Origin of the sequence: Pseudonocardia halophobica, assembly GCF_050948485.1 — a bacterium.
GTDB lineage: Bacteria > Actinomycetota > Actinomycetes > Mycobacteriales > Pseudonocardiaceae > Pseudonocardia > Pseudonocardia halophobica.
In genome coordinates this window covers 6,766,434-6,784,535 of record NZ_CP192046.1, presented here as the reverse complement: position 1 = coordinate 6,784,535, position 18,102 = coordinate 6,766,434, and the positions used below count along the sequence as shown (strand labels likewise).

Here is an 18,102-nt window from a genome sequence, read left to right as displayed (position 1 = left end):
CGGGTCCGGAAGGTCCGCCAGGGTGCTCGGCGGACCTGGTCGGAGCGTGGCGTTCTGACAACGAACGGCGAGTTCAGCTCCCCGGCCACACCCGACACGTCGCCAGATCGCCGGACCGGTACCGGTGCGGTGACGCCGAACGGTAGCGCCTCGGGGGCAGTGCCCGCCAGACGAGAGCGTAGTTCTCGGAAGGACGCATCTTGGCTGTCTCCCGCGCCACCGTGACCACTGCGAACCCGGGGAGCGTCGTCTCGGCGAACCCCAACTTCCCTGGCGCACCCACCCGAGTCTCGTTCGCGAAGATCGCCGAGCCGCTCGAGGTGCCGGACCTCCTCGACCTGCAGATCCAGTCCTTCCAGTGGCTGGTCGGCGACGAGGCGTGGTTCCAGCGCCGGATCGACGCGGGGGACGAGAACCCGGTCGGGGGTCTCGAGGAGATCCTCACGGAGATCTCTCCCATCGAGGACTTCTCGGGTTCCATGTCGCTGTCCTTCTCGGACCCGCGCTTCGACGAGGTCAAGGCCTCCGTCGAGGAGTGCCGGGACAAGGACATGACCTACGGCGCCCCGCTGTTCGTCACCGCGGAGTTCACCAACAACACCACCGGCGAGATCAAGAGCCAGACGGTGTTCATGGGCGACTTCCCGGTGATGACCGACAAGGGCACCTTCATCATCAACGGGACCGAGCGCGTCGTCGTGTCGCAGCTCGTCCGGTCGCCGGGCGTGTACTTCGACCACGCCATCGACAAGACGACCGAGAAGGACGTCTACTCGGTCAAGGTCATCCCCAGCCGCGGCGCGTGGCTGGAGTTCGACGTCGACAAGCGAGACACCGTCGGCGTCCGCATCGACCGCAAGCGCCGCCAGCCGGTCACCGTGCTGCTCAAGGCGCTGGGCTGGACCACCGAGCAGATCCAGGAGCGCTTCGGCTTCTCCGAGACGATCCTCGCCACCCTGGAGAAGGACCACACGGCCGGCCAGGACGAGGCGCTGCTCGACATCTACCGCAAGCTGCGCCCGGGCGAGCCGCCGACGCGCGAGAGCGCCCAGACGCTGCTCGAGAACCTGTTCTTCAAGGACAAGCGCTACGACCTGGCGAAGGTCGGCCGCTACAAGGTCAACAAGAAGCTGGGCCTGGCGGAGCCCACCGAGGTCGGCACGCTGACCGAGGAGGACATCGCCACCACCATCGAGTACCTCGTCCGCCTGCACGCCGGTGAGACCTCGATGAAGGCCAAGGACGGCGAGACCGACATCCCGGTCGAGACGGACGACATCGACCACTTCGGCAACCGGCGCCTGCGCACGGTCGGCGAGCTCATCCAGAACCAGGTCCGCGTCGGCCTGTCCCGGATGGAGCGCGTCGTCCGCGAGCGCATGACCACGCAGGACGTCGAGGCCATCACGCCGCAGACCCTGATCAACATCCGGCCCGTCGTGGCCGCGATCAAGGAGTTCTTCGGCACCTCGCAGCTGTCCCAGTTCATGGACCAGCACAACCCGCTGGCCGGCCTGACCCACAAGCGGCGCCTGTCCGCGCTGGGCCCGGGCGGTCTGTCGCGTGAGCGCGCGGGCTTCGAGGTCCGGGACGTGCACCCGTCGCACTACGGCCGCATGTGCCCGATCGAGACCCCTGAGGGCCCGAACATCGGCCTGATCGGCTCGCTCTCCACGTTCGCGCAGGTCAACCCGTTCGGCTTCATCCAGACGCCGTACCGCAAGGTCGTCGACGGCGTCGTCACGGAGCAGATCGACTACCTGACCGCGGACGAGGAGGACCGCTTCGTCATCGCGCAGGCGAACGCGCCGCTGAACTCGGACGGCTCGTTCACCGAGGACCGCGTCCTGGTCCGCCGGAAGGGCGGCGAGGTCGACCTGATCCCGCCGACGGGCGTCGAGTACATCGACGTCTCGCCGCGGCAGATGGTGTCGGTCGCGACCGCGCTCATCCCGTTCCTCGAGCACGACGACGCGAACCGCGCCCTCATGGGCGCGAACATGCAGCGCCAGTCCGTGCCGCTGCTCCGCTCCGAGGCGCCGCTGGTCGGCACCGGCATGGAGCTGCGCGCCGCGGTCGACGCCGGCGACGTCGTCGTCACCGAGAAGGCGGGCGTGGTCGAGGAGCTCTGCGCCGACTACATCACCGTCATGTCGGACGACGGCACCCGCCAGACGTACCGGCTGAACAAGTTCCGGCGCTCCAACCAGGGCACCTGCAACAACCAGAAGCCGATCGTCGACGAGGGCCAGCGGGTCGAGGTGGGCCAGGTGCTCGCCGACGGGCCGTGCACCGAGAACGGCGAGATGGCGCTGGGCAAGAACCTGCTCGTGGCGATCATGCCGTGGGAGGGCCACAACTACGAGGACGCGATCATCCTGTCGCAGCGCCTCGTGCAGGACGACGTGCTCACCTCGATCCACATCGAGGAGCACGAGATCGACGCCCGGGACACCAAGCTCGGCGCCGAGGAGATCACCCGGGACATCCCGAACGTCTCCGAGGAGGTCCTCGCGGACCTGGACGAGCGCGGCATCATCCGGATCGGCGCCGAGGTCCAGCCCGGCGACATCCTGGTCGGCAAGGTCACCCCGAAGGGCGAGACCGAGCTGACCCCGGAGGAGCGGCTGCTCCGCGCGATCTTCGGCGAGAAGGCGCGCGAGGTCCGCGACACCTCGCTGAAGGTGCCGCACGGCGAGAACGGCAAGGTCATCGGCATCCGGGTCTTCTCCCGGGACGACGACGACGAGCTGCCCCCCGGCGTCAACGAGCTGGTCCGCGTCTACGTGGCCCAGAAGCGCAAGATCTCGGACGGCGACAAGCTCGCCGGCCGGCACGGCAACAAGGGCGTCATCGGCAAGATCCTGCCGGCCGAGGACATGCCGTTCCTGCCGGACGGCACGCCGGTCGACATCATCCTGAACACGCACGGTGTGCCGCGACGCATGAACATCGGCCAGGTCCTGGAGACCCACCTCGGGTGGATCGCCAAGTCCGGCTGGGAGATCGACGGCAACCCGGACTGGGCGAAGATGATGCCCGAGGAGCTCTACTCCGTGCCGCCGAACACGAACACCGCGGTGCCGGTGTTCGACGGCGCCAAGGAGCACGAGATCACCGGGCTGCTCGGGTCCACGCGTCCGAACCGCGACGGCGACCGCATGGTCGGCCCGGACGGCAAGGCGCAGCTCTTCGACGGGCGCTCGGGCGAGCCGTACCCGTTCCCGGTGGCCGTCGGCTACATGTACATCCTGAAGCTGGCGCACCTGGTGGACGACAAGATCCACGCGCGGTCGACCGGCCCGTACTCGATGATCACCCAGCAGCCGCTCGGCGGTAAGGCCCAGTTCGGCGGCCAGCGCTTCGGCGAGATGGAGTGCTGGGCGATGCAGGCGTACGGCGCGGCCTACACGCTGCAGGAGCTGCTCACCATCAAGTCCGACGACGTGGTGGGCCGGGTCAAGGTCTACGAGGCCATCGTCAAGGGGGAGAACATCCCCGAGCCGGGCATCCCGGAGTCGTTCAAGGTGCTCCTCAAGGAGCTCCAGTCGCTGTGCCTGAACGTCGAGGTGCTCTCCAGCGACGGCGCGGCGATCGAGATGCGCGACACGGACGACGAGGACCTCGAGCGCGCGGCGGCGAACCTGGGCATCAACCTGTCCAGCCGCCCGGGCTCGGACTCGATGTCCGTCGACGACGTCGTGAACTGACCCAGCCCAGAGCCGAGACAACGAGAAGGACACATCTTGCTCGACGTCAACTTCTTCGACGAGCTGCGCATCGGCCTGGCCACCGCCGAGGACATCCGCCAGTGGTCGCACGGTGAGGTCAAGAAGCCGGAGACCATCAACTACCGCACCCTCAAGCCCGAGAAGGACGGCCTCTTCTGCGAGAAGATCTTCGGCCCGACCCGCGACTGGGAGTGCTACTGCGGCAAGTACAAGCGCGTCCGGTTCAAGGGCATCATCTGCGAGCGCTGCGGCGTGGAGGTCACCCGCGCCAAGGTGCGGCGTGAGCGCATGGGCCACATCGAGCTGGCCGCCCCGGTCACGCACATCTGGTACTTCAAGGGTGTGCCGAGCCGGCTGGGCTACCTGCTCGACCTGGCGCCGAAGGATCTCGAGAAGATCATCTACTTCGCCGCCTACGCCATCACCTCGGTGAACACCGAGCTGCGCCACCAGGACCTGTCCACGCTCGAGAACGAGATGAGCGTGGAGCGCAAGCGGGTCGAGCAGCGCCGCGACGGCGACCTGGAGGCCCGGGCCCAGAAGCTCGAGTCCGACCTGGCCGAGCTCGAGGCGGAGGGCGCCAAGAGCGACGTCCGCCGGAAGGTCAAGGAGGGTGGCGAGCGCGAGATGCGCCAGCTCCGCGACCGCGCCCAGCGCGAGCTGGACCGGCTCGACGAGATCTGGACCACCTTCACCAAGCTGGACGTGCAGCAGCTGATCGCGGACGAGGGGCTCTACCGCGAGCTCTACGACCGGTACGGCGACTACTTCACCGGCGCCATGGGTGCGGAGTCCATCCAGACGCTGCTGCAGAACTTCGACATCGAGGCCGAGGCCGAGAAGCTGCGGGAGATCATCCGCAGCGGCAAGGGGCAGAAGAAGCTCCGCGCCCTCAAGCGCCTCAAGGTCGTCGCCGCGTTCCAGTCCACCGGCAACTCGCCGATGGGCATGGTGCTCGACTGCGTCCCGGTCATCCCGCCGGACCTGCGCCCGATGGTGCAGCTCGACGGTGGCCGCTTCGCCACGAGCGACCTGAACGACCTGTACCGCCGCGTCATCAACCGGAACAACCGCCTCAAGCGACTGATCGACCTCGGCGCGCCCGAGATCATCGTCAACAACGAGAAGCGGATGCTGCAGGAGGCCGTCGACGCGCTGTTCGACAACGGCCGCCGCGGCCGTCCGGTGACGGGCCCGGGCAACCGGCCGCTCAAGTCGCTGTCCGACCTGCTCAAGGGCAAGCAGGGCCGGTTCCGCCAGAACCTGCTCGGCAAGCGCGTCGACTACTCCGGCCGTTCGGTCATCGTCGTCGGCCCGCAGCTGAAGCTGCACCAGTGCGGCCTGCCCAAGCAGATGGCGCTGGAGCTGTTCAAGCCGTTCGTGATGAAGCGCCTGGTCGACCTGAACCACGCGCAGAACATCAAGTCCGCCAAGCGGATGGTCGAGCGCGGCCGCTCGCAGGTGTGGGACGTGCTCGAGGAGGTCATCTCCGAGCACCCCGTGCTGCTCAACCGCGCGCCGACGCTGCACCGCCTGGGCATCCAGGCCTTCGAGCCGCAGTTGGTGGAGGGCAAGGCCATCCAGCTGCACCCGCTGGTCTGCGAGGCGTTCAACGCGGACTTCGACGGTGACCAGATGGCGGTCCACCTGCCGCTGTCGGCCGAGGCCCAGGCCGAGGCCCGGGTGCTGATGCTCTCGAGCAACAACATCCTGTCGCCGGCGTCGGGCCGCCCGCTCGCCATGCCGCGTCTGGACATGGTCACGGGTCTGTTCCACCTGACCCGGGAGCGGCCGGACGCCGTGGGCGCCGGGCAGTCGTTCAGCTCCGAGGCCGAGGCCGTCATGGCCTACGACCGCAAGACGCTGCACCTGCAGGCCCCGATCAAGATCCGGCTCCCCGGCGTCTCGCCGACCCCGGGCACCGAGCTCGAGGAGGGGGACGTCTGGCGCGCCGAGACGACCCTCGGCCGGGTCATGTTCAACGAGCTGCTCCCGGCGGACTACCCGTTCGTCAACGAGCCGCTGCCGAAGAAGCGTCAGGCCGCGATCATCAACGACCTGGCCGAGCGCTACTCGATGACCGAGGTCGCGCAGGTGCTCGACCGCCTCAAGGACGCCGGCTTCTACTGGGCCACCCGGTCCGGTGTCACGCTGGCGATCGACGACGTCGTGGTCCCGCCGAACAAGCAGGAGATCCTCGACGGCTACGAGGCCAAGGCCGACCAGGTCAACAAGCGGTACCAGCGCGGTGCGCTCTCCCACCAGGAGCGCAACGACGAGATGGTCAAGATCTGGACCCAGGCGTCCGAAGAGGTCGCCAAGGCCATGGAGGACAACTTCCCCGAGGACAACCCGATCCCCACGATCGTGAAGTCCGGGGCGGCGGGCAACATGACGCAGGTCCGGCAGCTGGCCGGTATGCGTGGTCTGGTCGCCAACCCCAAGGGTGAGTACATCCCCCGCCCGATCAAGGCGAACTTCCGCGAGGGCCTGTCGGTGCTGGAGTACTTCATCTCCACGCACGGCACCCGGAAGGGTCTGGCGGACACCGCGCTGCGGACCGCCGACTCGGGTTACCTGACCCGTCGTCTGGTCGACGTCTCGCAGGACGTCATCGTCCGCGAGGTCGACTGCGGCACCTCCCGCGCCGTCACCATGCCGGTCACGGAGGAGACGGCCGACGGCCGCCTCATCCCGCACCGCTACATCCGCACGTCGGTGTACGCGCGGAGCTCGGCGGAGGAGGTCACGGACGCCGACGGCAACGTGATCGTGGCCAAGGGCGGCGACCTCGGCGACCCGGCGCTCGACGCGCTGGTCGCGGCGGGCGTCCGGCAGATCCGCGTGCGCAGCGCGCTGACCTGCGAGTCGGCCACCGGCATCTGCGCGACCTGCTACGGCCGCTCCATGGCGACCGGCAAGCTGGTCGACGTCGGCGAGGCGGTCGGCATCGTCGCGGCCCAGTCCATCGGTGAGCCGGGTACGCAGCTGACGATGCGTACCTTCCACCAGGGCGGTGTCGCGGGCGACGACATCACGACCGGTCTGCCGCGTGTCACGGAGCTCTTCGAGGCCCGTGTCCCGCGCGGCAAGGCGCCGATCGCGGACGTCGACGGCCGCATCCGCATCGAGGACGGCGACCGCTTCTGGAAGATCACTCTCATCCCGGACGACGGGGGCGAGGAGATCGTCTACGAGAAGCTGTCGAAGCGGCAGTGGCTCGCCATGACGGTGGTCGACGGCGAGGAGCGCCCGCTCCGGGACGGCGACCACGTCGAGGTCGGTCAGCTGCTCCTCGAGGGCACGGCGGACCCGCACGAGGTGCTGCGCGTCATGGGCCCGCGCGAGGTGCAGCTGCACCTGGTGCGTGAGGTGCAGAAGGTGTACCGCACGCAGAGCGTGGACATCCACGACAAGCACATCGAGGTGATCGTCCGGCAGATGCTCCGCCGGGTCACGATCATCGACTCGGGTGCCACCGAGTTCCTGCCCGGCGCCCTCGCCGAGCGGGGCGAGTTCGAGTCGGAGAACCGGCGCGTGGTCGCCGAGGGCAACGAGCCGGCCTCCGGCCGTCCGGTGCTCATGGGGATCACCAAGGCCTCGCTGGCGACGGAGTCGTGGCTGTCCGCGGCCTCGTTCCAGGAGACCACCCGGATCCTCACCGACGCCGCGATCAACGGGAAGCGCGACAAGCTCGTCGGGCTGAAGGAGAACGTGATCATCGGCAAGCTGATCCCCGCCGGTACGGGGATCAGCCGGTACCGCAACATCCAGGTGCAGCCCACGGAGGAGGCCCGCGCGGCCGCCTACGCGCTGCCGAGCTACGACGACGGCTACTACAGCCCCGACGTGTTCGGCACGGGCACCGGTGCCGCGGTGCCGCTGGACGACTACGACTTCGGCCGCGACTACCGCTAGTCGCACCGCGTAGTCCGCACGAGGTCAGACGGGGCCGGCGCCTTCGGGCGCCGGCCCCGTCGCCGTTCTCGAGCCGCGACGGTGTGCGGGGTCCCGTGGAGGTGTGCGCCGCCTTCCGGGGTGTGCGCCGCCTTCCGGGGTGTGCGCCGCCTTCCGGGGTGTGCGAGCCCGGCAAGCGTGCGAGGTGCGGGAGGCCCTGCGAGGTGTGTGAGGTCCGCGAGGTGTGGGACGTCCAGTGAGGTGTGGGAGGCCTGCGAGGTGCGGGAACCCTGCGAGGTGCGGGAACCCTGCGAGGTGCGCCGACGCCCGTCGAGGTGTGCGACACCGGTCGGGGTGTGCAAGCCGCCTCCGGTGCGCCTCGCACACCTGGTCCTGCTCGCCACACTCCTTGGGAACGGGCCTCACAACCGGCAGGTCAGCCGCACATCCGGTCGACAGGGTGTGCGGCGCGCGGGCGGGTGTGTCGCGCCTCGGCGGGAAGGGAGAGCGTGCGCCGGGTCGCCCGAGCGAGGGGCCTTGCGGCAGGGCTCGCACACCTGCACGGGCGCGCCACACCCGATCGACAGCCTGTGCCGTCGCCCTCGAGGTTGTGGCGGCGAGGCCTGAGAGGTGTGCGACGCCCGGCGGGCTGTGCGAGCGGGTGCTGGTCGCGGCAGATGCGGCGCGTCCAGCACAGTCGAGAGCCCGCCCGTACCAGCGCCCGGCCGAACCAGCGCCGCCCGAACCAGCGCCCGGCCGAACCAGCGCCCGGCCGAACCAGCGCCCGGCCGAACCAGCGCCGCCCGAATCGACGCCCGCCCGATCCAGCGCCCTGGCCGAGCCGACAGTCGAGCGACCGCTACGCGAGCGGAGCGGGGCCGAGAACGGCGCACCCCTCCGGCGGGCACGTGCCGGAGGGGTGCGTGGCGGGGAGCGGCGGGTCAAGCGGTGAGGTACTCGCCCTCGTCGAGGGTGGAGGTGCGGCGGCGGTACTCCAGCATCGTGCCGGGCCAGTTGTTGGTGATCCGGCCCGAGTCGGTGCGGTACCAGCTCACGCACTCCGTCCACACACTGTCCGTGAGCCGCGACTGCATCTCGGTGTCGTAGGCGGTGGCGGCGTCGGGCCGCACCTCCAGCGAGCGCGTGCCGGTGGCGAGCCGCCGGATGCCTTCGCGGGCGTAGCGGATCTGGCACTCGAGCATGTGCACGATCGAGCCCGAGCCGACGTTGGTGTTGGGGCCGTAGAGCAGGAACAGGTTGGGGAAGCCGGGCACGGTGATACCCAGGTGCGCCCGCGCCCCCTCACGCCACTCCTCGGACAGCTCGCGGCCCTCCCGGCCCACGACCCGCATCGGCGCCAGGAAGTCCTGGGTGCGGAAGCCGGTCCCGAAGATGACGACGTCGGCCGGGTACAGCGTGCCGTCGGCGGCGACCACGCCCTCCTCGGTCACCTCGGAGATCTTCTCGGTGACGACGTCGACGTTCGGCCGGGCGAGCGCGCGGAACCAGTCGGAGGAGATCAGCACCCGCTTGCAGCCGACGGGGTAGTCGGGCGCGACGCGGTCGCGCAGCCGCGCGTCGGGGACCTGCAGCCGCAGCTGGGCGCGGTGCAGCAGGCCGAAGGTCGAGGCGAAGGGACGGATCGCGGTGAAGCCGAGCGCGCCGAACTCGAAGAACCCGGCCCAGAACGTCCGCGCGGCCCGGCTCCAGCCGCGGAACCGCACGGAGAAGGCCCGCGGACCGTACGGGCGGTCCAGCTTGGGGATGACGTACGGCGCCGAGCGCTGGAACACGGTGACCTGCGCGGCGTCGGGGGCGATCGCCGGCACGAACTGGATGGCGCTGGCCCCCGTCCCGACGACCGCGACCCGCTTGCCGCGGAGGTCGACCGAGTCGTCCCAGCGCGCGGAGTGGAACACCGGCCCGGGGAAGCGCTCGATCCCGGGCAGGTCGGGCGTCGCGGGGTGCGAGAGCTGCCCGCACGCCGCCACCAGGGCCTCGGCCTCCAGGTCGCCGCCGCTGGTCCGGATCCGCCAGACGGCGGCGTCGTCGTCCCACGTGGCGTCCGTGACCTCCGTGCCGAGCTTGATGTCCCCCTCCAGGTCGTGGTCGGCCGCGACGCTCTGCAGGTAGCGCAGGATGTCCGGCTGGGGGGCGAATCGACGGCTCCAGTCCCCGGGGGCGAACGAGTACGAGTAGAGGTTCGACGGGACGTCGCAGGCCGCACCCGGATAGGTGTTGTCCCGCCAGACCCCGCCGACCTGCGGCGCCTTCTCCAGGACGGTGACGTCGGCGAGGTCGTCCTCGCGCAGGGCGACGCCCATGCCGATCCCGCCGAAGCCGGCGCCGACGACCGCGACTCGCACCCGCCGGTCGGCCACGTCGCGCCGCAGCGCCGCCCCGAGCTCCCGCAGGTCCGCGTGGGCCCGCCCGAGCAGCCCGGCCTCCAGGACGTGGTCGTGCCACATGCCCTCGGCGCGCGTGTAGGTGACCGTCCCGCCGGCCGCGCGGACCCGCTCGACCAGCCGGTCGGCGTCGCCCACCAGGACCTCGTCCGCCCCGGCGACGACGTGCAGCGGCGGCAGGCCGGACAGGTCGGCCTCCAACGGCCGCAGCTCCGGGTCGACCGCCTCGCCGTCGCGCAGGTAGGAGCGCTTGCCCTCGCGCAGCAGGCCCGGCCCCAGCATCGCGTCCCGCGCGGTGTTGCGGGCGATGGCCGGGTCGGTGAGGTCGAGGTCCAGCCAGGGGGAGATCAGCCCGACGCTCCCGGGCAGCGGCTGGCCCGTCGCGCGCAGCCGCAGGAGCAGGGCCACGGCCAGCCCGCCTCCCGCGGAATCTCCGGCGAGGGCGATGCGTTGTGACTGGTGTCCCGCGTCGAGGAGTGCCCGGTAGGCGCGCTCGGCGTCGTCGAGCGCGGCGGGGTACGGGTGTTCGGGCGCCAGCCGATAGTCGAGCAGGTGCACGGTCCCGCCGGTCGCCTCGGCCAGCCAGGCCCCGAGGGATCGGTGCGAGGCGGGGGAGCCGACCACGTAGCCGCCGCCGTGCAGGAAGAGCACGGGGCGGTCGTCGCGGCTGCCGGGGACCGACACGCGGACCGACGGCCGGCCGCCGAGCGACGAGGGGGTGGAGCGGGTGCCACGAGGCACGGGGAGCAGTCGGCCCTGGAGGTCGACGAGCGCCCGCGAGACCGGGATCGGCAGCCGGGGCGAGAGTGCGGGGGCCACGAGCAACCGGGTGGCGGCCCGGACGGCGGCGCACGGCAGTGTGAGGCGCATGATCGAACCGTAGGGTCGCGCCACGGGCCCGCGGACCGGGGCGGCCGGGGCAGCGGCGGCCCGCGCGGGCCAGGCCGGTGACCGGGCGTCCGCAGGTCGTCGACGTGCGACGAGCGCGAGTCGATCTGCGACGAGCGGGTGAGCCTGCTTGCGTCGGCGCACGGGCTGCGGCAGCCTCCCAGGCGACGCGCGAGTGGCCCGGAGATGGCCGGCGGAGGGCCCGCAGGCCCCGCCGCGGCCCCTGGGCGGACCCGTTTTGACCCTCGTCAGACGGGCCGCGTACCCTTGGGACTCGCGCGCGATCACGCGTGCCCTCGTCCGTCCTGGACGCCTCCGCGGAGTTCCCCGACTCCGGGGCCGGTGCGCAGGGCGCGACACGCCCGACCTCGCGGTCCGGCGGGCCGGGGTGGAAGCGGCCCGTGATCACGATCGGGCGGCGCACGACCGCCCGCCCGGGCAGCCGCACGGGCGAGACACCTGAGCATCACGAGTAGGGAAGAAGCAGAGGGTTCATGCCCACGATCCAGCAGTTGGTCCGCAAGGGCCGCGAGGACAAGGTCGCGAAGACCAAGACCGCCGCGCTCAAGGGCTCGCCCCAGCGCCGCGGGGTCTGCACGCGCGTGTACACCACGACCCCGAAGAAGCCGAACTCCGCGCTGCGGAAGGTCGCTCGCGTCAAGCTGAGCAGCGGCATCGAGGTCACCGCGTACATCCCCGGTGAGGGCCACAACCTGCAGGAGCACAGCATCGTGCTCGTCCGCGGCGGCCGTGTGAAGGACCTGCCGGGCGTCCGGTACAAGGTCATCCGCGGGTCGCTCGACACGCAGGGCGTCAAGAACCGGAAGCAGTCCCGTAGCCGCTACGGCGCCAAGAAGGAGAAGAGCTGATGCCTCGCAAGGGCCCCGCCCCGAAGCGGCCGCTGGTCTCCGACCCGGTCTACAGCTCGCCCCTCGTGACGCAGCTGATCAACAAGGTGTTGAAGGACGGCAAGCGCTCGCTCGCCGAGCGGATCGTGTACGCCGCGCTCGAGGGTACCCGCGAGAAGACCGGCACCGACCCGGTCGTCACGCTCAAGCGCGCGCTGGACAACGTCAAGCCGGCCCTCGAGGTCCGCAGCCGCCGTGTCGGTGGCGCGACCTACCAGGTCCCGGTCGAGGTCCGCGCCGTCCGGCAGACCACCCTCGGCCTGCGCTGGCTGGTGAGCTACGCCGGGCAGCGCCGCGAGAAGACCATGGTCGAGCGCCTCATGAACGAGCTGCTCGACGCGAGCAACGGCCTCGGCGCCAGCGTGAAGCGGCGCGAGGACATGCACAAGATGGCGGAGTCCAACAAGGCCTTCGCCCACTACCGCTGGTGACGGGCCGACCGTCCGCGCCAACCTTTTCCCAGGGGAAGTGAGCTGAACGTGGCACGGGACGTGCTGACGGACCTGACGAAGGTCCGCAACATCGGCATCATGGCGCACATCGACGCCGGCAAGACCACCACCACCGAGCGGATCCTGTACTACACCGGGATCAACTACAAGATCGGTGAGGTCCACGACGGCGCCGCCACGATGGACTGGATGGAGGAGGAGCAGAAGCGCGGCATCACGATCACGTCCGCCGCGACGACCTGCTTCTGGAAAGACCACCAGATCAACATCATCGACACGCCCGGCCACGTCGACTTCACCGTCGAGGTGGAGCGCTCGCTGCGCGTGCTCGACGGCGCGGTCGCCGTCTTCGACGGCAAGGAGGGGGTCGAGCCGCAGTCCGAGCAGGTCTGGCGGCAGGCCACCAAGTACGACGTCCCCCGCATCTGCTTCGTCAACAAGATGGACAAGCTGGGCGCGGACTTCTACTTCACCGTCGGCACGATCCAGGACCGGCTCGCGGCCAAGCCGCTGCCGCTCCAGCTGCCGATCGGCTCGGAGAGCGAGTTCATCGGCGTCGTCGACCTGGTCGAGATGCGCGCGCTGACCTGGCGTGGTGACGTCCAGAAGGGCGAGGACTACACCGTCGAGGAGATCCCGGCCGATCTGGCCGAGAAGGCGGAGGAGTACCGCACCGCCCTCCTCGAGGCCGTCGCCGAGACCGACGACGAGCTCATGGAGCTCTACCTCGGTGGCGAGGAGCTGACGGTCGAGCAGATCAAGGCCGGCGTCCGGCAGATCGTGAAGGACCGTTCGGCGTACCCGGTGCTGTGCGGCTCCGCGTTCAAGAACAAGGGCGTCCAGCCCATGCTCGACGCGGTGATCGACTACCTGCCGTCGCCGTACGACGTGCCGCCGGTCGAGGGCACGCTGACGGACGGGGAGACCCCCGCCAGCCGCAAGCCCTCGAAGGAGGAGCCCTTCTCGGCGCTCGCCTTCAAGATCGCCGCGCACCCGTTCTTCGGCAAGCTGACCTACGTCCGGGTGTACTCGGGCCGGGTCGCCGCGGGCTCCCAGGTCATCAACTCGACCAAGGACCGCAAGGAGCGCATCGGGAAGCTCTTCCAGATGCACGCCAACAAGGAGAACCCGGTCGACGAGGCCCTGGCCGGCCACATCTACGCGGTCATCGGCCTCAAGGACACGACCACCGGCGACACGCTCAGCGACCCGCAGGCGCCGATCGTGCTCGAGTCGATGACGTTCCCGGACCCGGTCATCCAGGTCGCGGTCGAGCCGAAGACCAAGGCGGACCAGGAGAAGCTCTCCACGGCGATCCAGAAGCTCGCCGAGGAGGACCCGACCTTCCAGGTCTCGCTGGACGACGAGACCGGGCAGACGATCATCGCCGGCATGGGCGAGCTCCACCTCGAGGTGCTCGTCAACCGGATGAAGAGCGACTTCAAGGTCGAGGCGAACATCGGTAAGCCCCAGGTGGCCTACCGGGAGACGATCCGCAAGACCGTCGAGAAGTACGAGTACACGCACAAGAAGCAGACCGGTGGGTCGGGGCAGTTCGCCCGGGTCATCATCAAGCTGGAGCCGCTGGACACGGCGGACGGTGCGCTGTACGAGTTCGAGAACAAGGTCACCGGTGGTCGCGTGCCGCGGGAGTACATCCCGTCCGTCGACGCCGGCGCGCAGGACGCCATGCAGTACGGCGTGCTCGCGGGCTACCCCCTCACGGGGATCAAGCTGACCCTGCTCGACGGTCAGTACCACGAGGTCGACTCGTCCGAGATGGCGTTCAAGGTCGCCGGCTCGATGGCCCTCAAGGAGGCCGCGCGCCAGGCGTCCCCCGCCATCCTCGAGCCGATGATGGCGGTCGAGGTCACCACGCCCGAGGACTACATGGGCGACGTGATCGGCGACCTCAACTCCCGCCGCGGCCAGATCCAGGCCATGGAGGAGCGGGCGGGTGCCCGCGTCGTCAAGGCGCTGGTCCCGCTCTCGGAGATGTTCGGCTACGTCGGCGACCTCCGGTCGCGGACCCAGGGCCGGGCGAACTACACGATGGTGTTCGACAGCTACGCCGAGGTCCCCTCGAACGTCGCCAAGGAGATCATCGCGAAGGCGACCGGCGAGTAAGTCCGGACCGCTCGCGAGGCGCGGTCCGCGGACGGGTAGGGTCACCCGCCTGTTCGCGGCCCGCACCTCGAAACCCCCAGACCTGCCGTCAGCACGGCGGAGAAGAAGATCAAGTCCAGGAGGACACTGCAGTGGCGAAGGCGAAGTTCGAGCGGACCAAGCCGCACGTCAACATCGGCACCATCGGTCACATCGACCACGGCAAGACCACGCTGACGGCGGCCATCACCAAGGTTCTGCACGACAAGTACCCCGACCTCAACGAGGCCTCGGCGTTCGAGAACATCGACAAGGCGCCCGAGGAGCGCCAGCGCGGTATCACGATCTCCATCGCGCACGTCGAGTACCAGACCGAGAAGCGGCACTACGCGCACGTGGACTGCCCCGGTCACGCCGACTACATCAAGAACATGATCACCGGTGCGGCGCAGATGGACGGCGCCATCCTGGTGGTCGCGGCGACCGACGGCCCGATGCCGCAGACGCGTGAGCACGTGCTGCTCGCCCGTCAGGTCGGCGTGCCCTACATCGTGGTCGCGCTGAACAAGGCCGACATGGTCGACGACGAGGAGATCCTCGAGCTCGTCGAGCTCGAGGTCCGTGAGCTCCTGTCCTCGCAGGAGTACCCGGGCGACGACCTCCCGATCGTGCGCGTCTCGGCGCTCAAGGCCCTCGAGGGCGACGCCGAGTGGGGCGCCAAGCTCCTCGAGCTGATGGACGCCGTCGACGAGGCGATCCCGGAGCCGGAGCGCGACACCGACAAGCCGTTCCTCATGCCGGTCGAGGACGTCTTCACGATCACCGGTCGCGGCACGGTCGTCACCGGCCGTATCGAGCGCGGCATCGTGAAGGTCAACGAGACCGTCGAGATCGTCGGCATCCGCGAGAAGTCGACCTCGACCACCGTCACCGGTGTCGAGATGTTCCGCAAGATCCTCGACGAGGGTCGTGCGGGCGAGAACGTCGGCCTGCTGCTCCGCGGCATCAAGCGCGAGGACGTCGAGCGCGGCCAGGTCGTCGTGAAGCCGGGCTCCATCACCCCGCACACCGAGTTCGAGGGCCAGGTCTACATCCTGGGCAAGGACGAGGGCGGCCGGCACACGCCGTTCTTCAACAACTACCGTCCGCAGTTCTACTTCCGGACGACGGACGTGACCGGCGTGGTGACCCTCCCGCAGGGCACCGAGATGGTCATGCCGGGTGACAACACCACCATGAGCGTTCAGCTGATCCAGCCGATCGCCATGGAGGAGGGCCTGCAGTTCGCCATCCGCGAGGGTGGTCGGACCGTCGGCGCCGGCCAGGTCACCAAGATCACCAAGTAAGACCCCTCCCGCGGCCCGTGGACCCCTGTGGTCCACGGGCCGCACCCCGGTCGAGGGCCGCACGAACCGGTGTGGCATCCTTGACGGGTTGCGCGCGGACGGCGGGCACACGGAAGCCGGGATCTCCCGGGACTCCGTGAGTCGCCGGAAGCGCCGACCCCGGATCGACAGGCGACCCCTCTGGGGGAAGCGGTGACCCGGGGACCGGTATGCGAGCAGTAGGGCGACACGCCCGACCTCGTGGACCGGAGCCCAGAGGGTGAGACCTGAACAGAGCGCGGACGCCCGGTCCGCATCGGATGCCCGAGTCGGTAGCGGCTCGCGCGCGTCGGTGCCGGTGGTGCGACGTAGTACTGGTCGGGGCTCCCCCCGGGGCGGGACACCCGGAGACACCGTGAAGCAGCGGCAGGAAGAAGAGGACGACCCACGACCATGGCGGGACAGAAGATCCGCATCAGGCTCAAGGCCTACGACCACGAGGCAATCGACGCGTCTGCTCGCAAGATCGTGGAGACGGTGACGCGTACCGGTGCCCGTGTCGTCGGTCCTGTGCCGCTGCCGACCGAGAAGAACGTGTACTGCGTCATCCGCTCGCCGCACAAGTACAAGGACTCGCGCGAGCACTTCGAGATGCGCACGCACAAGCGGCTGATCGACATCCTCGACCCGACGCCGAAGACGGTGGACGCGCTCATGCGCATCGACCTCCCGGCCAGCGTCGACGTCAACATCCAGTAGGGCACCGATGAGCGACAGGCAGATCACCGGGATCCTGGGCCGGAAGCTCGGGATGACCCAGGTATTCGACGAGAACAACCGGGTGGTTCCGGTCACCGTGGTCCAGGCCGGGCCCAACGTCGTGACCCAGATCCGCTCGCAGGAGACGGACGGGTACGTCGCCGTCCAGCTCGCCTTCGGTGCGGTCGACCCGCGCCGGGTGAACAAGCCGGAGACCGGGCACTTCGCGAAGGCCGGCGTGACCCCGCGCCGCTACACCGTGGAGCTGCGCACGACGGACGCGGCGAGCTACGAGCTCGGCCAGGAGATCACCGCCGACGCCTTCGAGGCCGGTGCCGTGGTCGACGTCGTCGGCACCACCAAGGGCAAGGGCACCGCGGGTGTCATGAAGCGCCACGGCTTCAAGGGCCTCGGCGCCTCGCACGGCACCCAGCGCAAGCACCGCTCGCCGGGCTCGATCGGTGGCTGCGCCACCCCGGGTCGCGTCTTCAAGGGCGTGCGCATGGCGGGTCGGATGGGTGTCGCCCGGCAGACCACGCAGAACCTGAAGATCCACCGCGTCGACGCCGAGCGCGGGCTGCTGCTGATCAAGGGCGCCGTCCCCGGCCCCCGCGGCGGGCTCGTCGTGGTGAAGAGTGCCGCGAAGGGTGGTGCCCAGTGAGCACCGTCGAGATCAAGGACGCGACGGGCGCGAAGTCCGGCTCCGTCGAGCTCCCGGACCACGTCTTCGACGTGACCGCCAACGTGCCGCTGATGCACCAGGTCGTCGTGGCCCAGCAGGCCGCGGCCCGCCAGGGCACGCACGACACGAAGACCCGCGGCGAGGTCCGCGGCGGCGGCAAGAAGCCGTACCGCCAGAAGGGCACCGGCCGCGCCCGCCAGGGCTCGACCCGCGCCCCGCAGTTCGCCGGCGGTGGCACCGTCCACGGGCCGACGCCGCGCGACTACAGCCAGCGGACCCCGAAGAAGATGAAGGCCGCCGCCCTGCGCGGTGCGCTGTCGGACCGGGCCCGCGCGGGCCTCGTCCACGTCGTCTCCGGGATCGTCGACGGGGACACCCCCTCGACGAAGTCCGCCCGGCAGGCCGTCGCGGCCGTCGCCGGCGCCGACACCCGCGTGCTCGCGGTGGTCGACCGGGACGACTCGGTGAACCTGCTGAGCCTGCGCAACCTGCCGCAGGTGCACCTCATCGCGCCGGACCAGCTGAACACCTACGACGTGCTCGTCAACGACGTCGTGCTGTTCACCCAGGCCTCGCTGGACGCGTTTCTGGCCGGTCCGGTCGCGGTCAAGACCAAGCGTGCCGAGCGTGCGGAGAAGGAGGAGGGCAAGTGATCCCCGACCCGCGCGACATCCTGCTCGCGCCGGTGGTGTCCGAGAAGAGCTACTCGCTGCTCGACGAGAAGCAGTACACCTTCCTCGTCCACCCCGGCGCGAACAAGACCCAGATCAAGATCGCCGTGGAGCAGGTGTTCGGGGTGAAGGTCGTCAGCGTGAACACGCTGAACCGCCCCGGGAAGCGGAAGCGCTCGCGCACCGGCTACGGCAAGCGCAAGGACACCAAGCGCGCGATCGTCACGCTCTCCGCGGAGAGCAAGGACATCGACGTCTTCGGTGCCCGGGCGAGCTGA

At 69.9% G+C, this 18,102-nt stretch carries 11 protein-coding genes; 10 read left to right on the top strand and 1 reads right to left on the bottom strand.

What is annotated here, in order from left to right; all coding sequences use genetic code 11:
• Positions 1-200 precede the first annotated feature (200 nt).
• Positions 201-3,710 (top strand): DNA-directed RNA polymerase subunit beta, encoded by a 3,510-nt coding sequence (gene rpoB, locus ACQP04_RS32340; RefSeq protein ID WP_433504258.1) that lies wholly within the window; start codon positions 201-203, stop codon positions 3,708-3,710.
• Positions 3,711-3,746: 36 nt separating this feature from the next.
• Positions 3,747-7,649, top strand: a complete 3,903-nt coding sequence (locus tag ACQP04_RS32335) for a DNA-directed RNA polymerase subunit beta' (RefSeq protein WP_433504257.1) — start codon at positions 3,747-3,749, stop codon at positions 7,647-7,649.
• A 920-nt stretch (positions 7,650-8,569) separates the two neighbouring features.
• Here ACQP04_RS32335 and ACQP04_RS32330 read toward each other — a convergent pair.
• Positions 8,570-10,903 carry an alpha/beta hydrolase fold domain-containing protein gene (locus ACQP04_RS32330; RefSeq protein ID WP_433504256.1) on the bottom strand — a complete coding sequence of 778 codons (2,334 nt, stop codon included), beginning with the start codon at positions 10,901-10,903 and terminating at the stop codon, positions 8,570-8,572.
• A 512-nt stretch (positions 10,904-11,415) separates the two neighbouring features.
• Between ACQP04_RS32330 and rpsL the strand changes: the two genes are divergently transcribed.
• The 8 genes from rpsL to rplW all read left to right on the top strand — a co-directional run bounded on the left by rpsL (position 11,416) and on the right by rplW (position 18,102).
• Positions 11,416-11,790, top strand: a complete 375-nt coding sequence (gene rpsL, locus ACQP04_RS32325) for a 30S ribosomal protein S12 (protein WP_037046087.1) — start codon at positions 11,416-11,418, stop codon at positions 11,788-11,790.
• The gene (rpsG, locus tag ACQP04_RS32320) at positions 11,790-12,260 is read left to right on the top strand and encodes a 30S ribosomal protein S7 (protein WP_037046089.1); all 471 of its coding nucleotides are present in this window, start codon (positions 11,790-11,792) and stop codon (positions 12,258-12,260) included. Before rpsL ends, rpsG begins: the two co-directional genes overlap by 1 nt.
• Before the next feature lie 48 nt (positions 12,261-12,308).
• Positions 12,309-14,408 (top strand): elongation factor G, encoded by a 2,100-nt coding sequence (gene fusA / locus ACQP04_RS32315; RefSeq protein ID WP_433504255.1) that lies wholly within the window; start codon positions 12,309-12,311, stop codon positions 14,406-14,408.
• A gap of 131 nt (positions 14,409-14,539) precedes the next feature.
• The gene (tuf, locus tag ACQP04_RS32310) at positions 14,540-15,733 is read left to right on the top strand and encodes an elongation factor Tu (RefSeq protein WP_037046092.1); all 1,194 of its coding nucleotides are present in this window, start codon (positions 14,540-14,542) and stop codon (positions 15,731-15,733) included.
• Positions 15,734-16,165: 432 nt separating this feature from the next.
• A complete protein-coding gene (gene rpsJ / locus ACQP04_RS32305) occupies positions 16,166-16,471 on the top strand; it encodes a 30S ribosomal protein S10 (protein WP_003938093.1) in 306 nt (101 codons plus the stop codon).
• Between the two features lie 7 nt (positions 16,472-16,478).
• Complete coding sequence (gene rplC, locus ACQP04_RS32300; protein ID WP_433504254.1) at positions 16,479-17,132, top strand: 50S ribosomal protein L3; 654 nt, start codon at positions 16,479-16,481, stop codon at positions 17,130-17,132.
• Positions 17,129-17,806, top strand: a complete 678-nt coding sequence (gene rplD, locus ACQP04_RS32295; RefSeq protein ID WP_433504253.1) for a 50S ribosomal protein L4 — start codon at positions 17,129-17,131, stop codon at positions 17,804-17,806. The genes rplC and rplD overlap by 4 nt, the downstream gene beginning before the upstream one ends.
• The gene (gene rplW / locus ACQP04_RS32290) at positions 17,803-18,102 is read left to right on the top strand and encodes a 50S ribosomal protein L23 (protein WP_433504252.1); all 300 of its coding nucleotides are present in this window, start codon (positions 17,803-17,805) and stop codon (positions 18,100-18,102) included. Before rplD ends, rplW begins: the two co-directional genes overlap by 4 nt.

Coding starts and splice junctions, on each gene's coding strand:
- ACQP04_RS32330 (WP_433504256.1), bottom strand. CDS start 10,903: ATGCGCCTCACACTGCCGTGCGCCGCCGTCCGGGCCGCCACCCGGTTG.
- rplC (WP_433504254.1), top strand. CDS start 16,479: ATGAGCGACAGGCAGATCACCGGGATCCTGGGCCGGAAGCTCGGGATG.
- rpsG (WP_037046089.1), top strand. CDS start 11,790: ATGCCTCGCAAGGGCCCCGCCCCGAAGCGGCCGCTGGTCTCCGACCCG.
- rpsL (WP_037046087.1), top strand. CDS start 11,416: ATGCCCACGATCCAGCAGTTGGTCCGCAAGGGCCGCGAGGACAAGGTC.
- rpsJ (WP_003938093.1), top strand. CDS start 16,166: ATGGCGGGACAGAAGATCCGCATCAGGCTCAAGGCCTACGACCACGAG.